Source organism: Nocardioides jensenii JCM 1364 = NBRC 14755 (assembly GCF_001552535.1).
Taxonomy (GTDB): domain Bacteria; phylum Actinomycetota; class Actinomycetes; order Propionibacteriales; family Nocardioidaceae; genus Nocardioides; species Nocardioides jensenii.
Map to the genome: position 1 here is coordinate 24,732 of NZ_BCRJ01000081.1, position 6,611 is coordinate 31,342.

Annotated in this window: 5 protein-coding genes and 1 pseudogene; all 6 read left to right on the forward strand. The window is 69.4% G+C overall.

All coding sequences use genetic code 11. From position 1 onward, the window contains the following. The first annotated feature begins 92 nt into the window (after positions 1–92). Positions 93–1,478 (forward strand): polysaccharide biosynthesis tyrosine autokinase, encoded by a 1,386-nt coding sequence (locus NJ4_RS17810; protein ID WP_157551203.1) that lies wholly within the window; start codon positions 93–95, stop codon positions 1,476–1,478. Continuing rightward, entirely contained in the window at positions 1,475–2,851 is a 1,377-nt protein-coding gene (locus NJ4_RS17815) for an O-antigen ligase family protein (RefSeq protein ID WP_067438101.1), read from the forward strand. The genes NJ4_RS17810 and NJ4_RS17815 overlap by 4 nt, the downstream gene beginning before the upstream one ends. Continuing rightward, complete coding sequence (locus tag NJ4_RS17820; protein WP_067438103.1) at positions 2,848–3,633, forward strand: FkbM family methyltransferase; 786 nt, start codon at positions 2,848–2,850, stop codon at positions 3,631–3,633. Before NJ4_RS17815 ends, NJ4_RS17820 begins: the two co-directional genes overlap by 4 nt. A 1-nt stretch (position 3,634) precedes the next feature. Beyond that, the gene (locus NJ4_RS17825; RefSeq protein WP_067438105.1) at positions 3,635–4,900 is read left to right on the forward strand and encodes a glycosyltransferase family 61 protein; all 1,266 of its coding nucleotides are present in this window, start codon (positions 3,635–3,637) and stop codon (positions 4,898–4,900) included. 6 nt (positions 4,901–4,906) lie between these two features. Beyond that, positions 4,907–5,860 (forward strand): UDP-glucuronic acid decarboxylase family protein, encoded by a 954-nt coding sequence (locus NJ4_RS17830; RefSeq protein ID WP_245644610.1) that lies wholly within the window; start codon positions 4,907–4,909, stop codon positions 5,858–5,860. A gap of 220 nt (positions 5,861–6,080) precedes the next feature. After that, positions 6,081–6,611: pseudogene (locus tag NJ4_RS17835) on the forward strand (hypothetical protein); the annotation flags it as partial.

Sequence of the window (6,611 nt, forward strand, 5' to 3'; positions counted from 1 at the left end):
GGTCACGGGTCCTTGAAACACTCCGTCCGTGAGTAACGCTTGCCCCTAGACTTCGTTTACTCGACGACAGCACTCCTATCCAAAGGCTCGGCGTGGATTTCAAAGACCTGATGCGCACTGCCCGGCGACGGTGGAAGACCATCGTGGCCCTCTTCCTGGTGGCCCTCGTGGCGGCCGGCGCGTACTCCTTCCTGGTGACCCCGCAATACGAATCGACCGCGCGGGTGTTCATCTCGACCGATGTCGAGGACTCCTCCGAGGCGATCGCCGCGTCACTGGTCTCATCGGGCCGCGTGTCGTCGTACGCCGACCTGGCCACCAGCCGCGCGATCATGGAGAAGGTGATCGACGAGCTCAACCTCAAGGAGTCACCCGAGGAGCTCGCCGACAAGATCAAGGCCGAGGTCGAGCCGTTGACCGTGATCATCGACGTCACCGTGCACGACCCGGACCCGAAGGTCGCCCAGGCGATCGCGAAGGCCCACTCGGAGCAGCTGGTCAAGTTCATCACCAAGGTCGACGCCCCCGACCGCGCCGCGACTCCGATCCGCGCGACCGTGGCCGACCCGGCCAGCTACAGCGCCGACGCGGTCTCTCCGCGCACCCTGCTCAACCTGGTCGTCGCCGGGCTGATCGGCCTGGTCATCGGGTTCGGTGTCGCGGTGCTGCGCGAGATCACCGACAACACGGTCAAGACCGCCGACGACATCCGCAAGATCAGCCACGTGGGCGTGGTCGCGTCGATCGGCTACGACACCGATGTGCCCAAGCACCCGCTGCTGACCGACCTGACCGGCTTCGCGCCGCGGGCCGAGGCGTTCCGGGTGCTGCGCACCAACCTCGACTACCTCGACCTCGACGAGCACCCGAAGTCGTTCGTGATCACCAGCGCCCTGCCCGGTGAGGGCAAGACCACCACCTCGACCAACCTGGCCGTGGCGCTGGCCCAGGCCGGGCGCCGGGTGCTGCTCGTCGACGGCGACCTGCGCCGCCCGCGGATCGCCGGGCTGCTCGGCCTCGAGGGCAAGGTCGGCCTGACCACCGTGCTGGTCGGCAAGACTTCGCTGGTCGACAGCATCCAGCAGCACGGTGACACCGGCGTCGACTTCCTCAGCGGTGGCCCGATCCCGCCGAACCCGACCGAGGTGCTGCAGTCCAACGCGACCCGCGACCTGATCCAGAAGCTGCGCGACATGTATGACGTCGTGATCATCGACGCACCCCCGCTGCTGCCGGTCGCCGACGCCGCGATCCTGGCCCGCGCCGCCGACGGTGCCCTGTTGGTCACCCGTCACGGCAAGACCACCAAGGAGCAGCTGCACGACGCCTGCCAGCGCATCGAGCAGGTCGACGCCCGGCTCTACGGCGTGGTGGTCAACATGGCCCCGCGTCGCGGCAACCAGGACTATTACTACTACTACGCCGACGAGGACGACGCGGCGATCAAGTCCAGCCGCTGGGTCTCGCTGAAGCCGTGAAGCCTGCCGCCACCTTCGGTTCGGGCATCCTCGTGCTGCTCGGACTGCTGGCGCTGGGCACCCTCGGCACGATCGGGATGATCGCCGCGGGGGTGCTCGCCGTCGGCTTCACCATGCTCGTCGTGCTCGGCACCGACCGGCTCGGCACGTTGGCGCTCCTGTTCGCGATGCTCTTCGCGCCGCTGAACGACGTCCGGCCCGCCGACGCGGTCAAGTTCGTCACCTTCAGCGACCTGTTCTTCCTGGTCGGGTTCGCGCTGCTGGTGCCGACCATGCTGATGCGCAAGTCGCGGGTGCCGATCGGCTTCGCGGTCGCCGGCGGCCTGGTCCTGGTCACCACGGTGATCGCCTCCCTGCTCAACGCCGAGCCGCTGATGTCGCTCAACTACGGCTTCCGGCTGGTCTCCGCGGTCGTCGTACTGCCGTTGCTGTTCCTGTGGTGGCGGCCCTCACTGAAGCTGATCGACGGGCTGGCCTGGGCGTTCGTGGCCGGTCAGGTGATCTCGCTGGCCGGCGGGTTCGTGGTCGGCGCCAACCCCAACGGGCGCTACATGGGGCTGACCACGCACACGAACTTCTTCGCGCTCGGGGCGCTGATGTCGTTCGGCATGCTGATCCACCTCTACTCGCGCTACCAGACCACCGGCATGCGGCTGCTGGTCTGGGCCGCGGGTGTGGCGGTGATCACCAGCGCCGTCCTGTCCGGGTCGCGGGCCTCGCTGCTCGGCATGGTGATGCTGGCCGTGCTCTACCCACTGGTCGAGCGGTCCGCGCTCTCGGCCTATCTCGTGGTCTCCGCGGCCATCGTCGGTCTGGCCTCCCTGAACTGGCTGATCTCGATCGCGGGCGAGAGCTCGGCCCTGGCCCGGCTCAAGGGCGACTCGACCGCGTCCTACTCCGACCTCGCCCGCGAGCAGGCGTTCGCCACCGGGCTCGAGGAGTTCCTCGCGAAACCCTTGCAGGGCAATGGATTCGACATCACCGCCCTCGACGCGCACAACGTCTATCTGCAGGTCGCGGTCGGCATCGGCATCTTCGGCGCACTGGCGTTCGTGATGGTGCTGTGGAACCTGATCGTCCCGCTGTTCCGGCCCGGCCCGATGCGTCGACTGGGCTACGTGCCACTGTCCTACGCGGCGGTCGCGGTGATCACCAACTCGTTGTGGGACCGGTTCGTGTGGGCCGGCCTGGCCCTGGCGGCCCTGGCCGCGGTCTACTCCGACTCCGAGGACCCGTCCGCCTCCGACGACGCGTCGACCGACCACGTCGACCCGTCGCCAGTTCGTCGCACCGAAACAACTCTGACTGCCTGGGAGCAGTCGTTCACCGCGGGCAAGCATCGCGCCCCCACGCACACCCCGGAGATCATGTGAGCCGTCGCCCCGCCCTCGCCGCCCGTCGTGTTCGGCAGACCCTGCAGTTCGCGAACGGTCCGGCGCTGCTGTTCAGCCTGGCCTCGGCCCGGGCGCCGTGGTCGCGCCCGACACTGACCTATCGGCTGCGTGGCGGTGGCACGGTCAGCTGCCCGAACGTGGCCGGCGCCCGGGTGCCGATCTACGAGGTGTTCTCCGAGGACGCCTACCGGATGAAGGAGACCATCTCCGGCCTCCCGCCGTCGTTGGTCGCGCTCGACATCGGCGGCCAGGTCGGCTGCTTCTCGCTGGCGCTGGTCCGCGCGGCCAAGCGGGTGCAGGTGCACGCCTACGAGGCCTCGCCCTCGACCGCGGAGTGGCTGCGGCGCAACGTCGCCGACAACGGGTTCGCCGCCTCGGTCACCGTGCACGCCACCGCCGTCTCCGACCACGAGGGCGAGATCTCGTTCAACGACAACGGCCAGGCCTCCGGGCTGAACGGACTGACCGCCCCCGGCGGCACCGTCGTCACCGTGCCGTGCGTCCCGTTCGCCTCCGCCGTCGCTGCCGCGGGCGGCCGGGTCGACCTGGTCAAGATCGACACCGAGGGCGCGGAGTACGACATCGTGCTCGGCTCCTCGCCGGCCGACTGGGCGTCGGTCTCGCGGGTGGTCATGGAGTACCACGACGTCGCCGGCCACTCCTGGGACGAGCTGCACGCGTTCTTCACCTCGTGCGGCTTCACCCTGCGCCGCCACGAGCCGGCCGGGCCGCGCCAGGGCACCGTCTGGCTGGCCCGCTGACGTGTCACGACTCCCCACCTGGCTCGAGCCCGCATTCCCCCACGTGAAACGGGCGCACCGCTTCGCCACGCGACGCCTGGGCGCGGTCACCCGCTCGTCGACATGGCCTGGCACCGGCCTGCCCCACATCGGCACCTCCTCCGTCGACGAGACGGCTCGCCTCGACCCGGCGGTCGTCGTACGGCCCCTGGCGCCGGCGCGGCCGGCACCGCGCACCGAGCCGACCGGTCACTGGTTCTGGCAGGGCCTGGGGCAGTACGACGAACCGCGGCGGTTCCTGCTCTCGATCTCCGACGGACTCGTGGTGGGTGACTACGCGGCCCACGTGACATCCCGCGGGGTGCTCGACTACGAGACCTCGGAGTACTACGGCGTCGCCGGCTGGCGCGAGCACCCGATCTATCTGCGCACCCGGATGCCCGAGCCAACGCCGGTCGACGGATCCCTGCTGTCGTTGGCGACTCGTGGCACCGGCGGCAACTACTACCACTTCGTGATGGACCTGCTGCCGCGGTGGGGCGTGTTCTCCGAGGCGCTGGAACGCGGACTGGTCGACGGCCCGCCCGACCACTTCCTGCTCAGCCGCGGGTCGCGCTACCAGGAGGAGCTCCTCGACAAGCTCGGGCTCGCGCAGGTCTCGACCCTGCGCCCGCGACGCGACCTGGCGCTGCGCGCGGACACCCTGCTGGTGCCGTCGATGACGAACCCCGACACGATGGCGCCGCCGTGGACCACGCGCTGGCTCTCCACGACGCTGCCCCCGCGCGCCGCCGCCTCGACACTGCCCTCGCGGATCTACATCACCCGCGGGTCGCGCAAGAACACCCGGCGGCTGGTCAACGAGGACGAGATCTTCGCCGTGCTCGAGAAGCAGGGGTTCGTGAAGATCGACTGCGGCACCCTGTCGGTGCAGGAGCAGATCGACCACTTCGCCGCAGCGTCGGTGATCGCCGCGCCGCACGGGGCCGCGCTGACCAACCTCAACTTCTGCTCCCCCGGCGTGCGCGTGCTCGAGCTGTTCGCACCCCGCTACCTGAACAAGTGCTTCTGGGCGATCGCGTCGAACATCCCGGAGTCGACGTACGCCCATCTGGTCGGCACGTCCGCGCGCCCGGTCCGCGAGGGCAACCCGATGGGCGGCGTACAGGACGACATCACCGTCCCCGTGGCCGACTTCGAGGCCGCACTGAACGCATTGCTGGGCGGCGCCGTGGGCGCCGTACCAACAGATCTTCCGGGCGCCATGCCCGGTCGTAGTGAGGAGTAGATCGACGTGAGCAACCAGAAGCGTGTCGTCGTCATGGGCGGCGCCGGATTCCTCGGGTCGCACCTGTGTGAGCGGCTGGTCGGCGAGGGACACGAGGTGGTCGCGGTCGACAACTTCATCACCGGCTCGGAGTCGAACGTCGAGCACCTGTCGGGAACCCCGTTGTTCTCGCTGGTCGAGGCCGACGTCTCCGCCGGCCTCCCCGTCGAGGGGCCCGTGGACGCGGTGCTGCACTTCGCCTCCCCCGCCTCGCCGGTCGACTACCTCGAGTTCCCGATCGAGACCCTCAAGGTCGGCTCGCTCGGCACCATGAACGGCCTGGAGCTGGCCCGTGCCAACGACGCGCGCTTCGTCATGGCCTCGACGTCCGAGGTGTACGGCGACCCGCAGATCCACCCGCAGCACGAGGACTACTGGGGCTACGTGAACCCGGTCGGGCCGCGCAGTGTCTACGACGAGGCGAAGCGGTTCTCCGAGGCGTTGGTGACCGGCTTCCGGACGACGTACGGCACCGACACCGGCATCGTGCGCATCTTCAACACCTTCGGGCCGCGGATGCGACCCAACGACGGCCGCGCGATCCCCAACTTCGTGCGCCAGTCGCTGCGCGGCGAGCCGATCACGCTGGCCGGGGACGGCAGCCAGACCCGCTCGATCTGCTACGTCGACGACCTGGTCGACGGCATCCTGGCGCTGACCTGGTCCTCCCACTCGGGGCCGATGAACATCGGCAACCCGCACGAGATCTCGATGCTCGACCTGGCCCAATGGATCGTGAAGCTGGTCGGCTCGACCTCCGAGACGGTGCACATCGAGCGTCCCGTCGACGACCCGACCGTCCGGCGTCCCGACATCACCCTCGCCCAGCGCGAACTGGGCTGGAGCCCTCAGGTCTCCGCCGAGGAGGGGCTGCGGCGCACGATCGAGTGGTTCCGCACGCACCCCGACGTCACGCGCTGACGTCTGGCCCGTCTGGCGGCGGGCCGTCTGGCTGTCTGACTGTCTGGCCCTCGTCCGTCTGCCGCTCGGGCGTTGAGTGCACGATTTGTGTCGACTTCTGGTCGAATCTCGACACAAATCGTGCACTCAACGCGTCCGGGTCGCGCTCGGGTCGTCGTACCAGCCCGGTGTCTGTGGATGACGCCCGCACGCGACCTCGGTTCGAGGCAGGCTCAAGATCATGGAGATGCCACCCGATCCCTTCATCGACGCGCGCATGGTGCCCGCCGCTCCCCGCGTGACCGCGTTCCGATTCGCCGTGCCGCAGCACACGGACCCACTCGGCCGCTCGGGACCGACTCCGGGCACGGCCCGAGGACGAGGGTTCCGGCGAACGGGACCCGGTTTGTTCGTGCCCGCTGACGCCGGGTTCGACCAGCCCACGCAGCGGGTCGTCGAGGCTGCGTCGCTGCTTCCGCCCGGCGGAGCGGTGACCGGATGGGCGAGCCTGCATCTCGCCGGCGCCATGTACGTCGACGGCACCACGACTGCGGGCCGAACCCTGCCGGTCCCACTCCTGGTGCCGAGCTATCGCTGCGACCGCCCCGGCGTCACCTTCGGCCGCGGTGCACTGCACCCGGACGAAGTGGTGGTCAGGCACGGCGTGCGCTGCACCAACCTCCACCGTGCGCTGCTCGATGCGGTGTGCCGTGCCGACGACCTGCGCGAAGCGGTGGTCCTGATCGACATGGTGATGTACGCCGAGCTCACT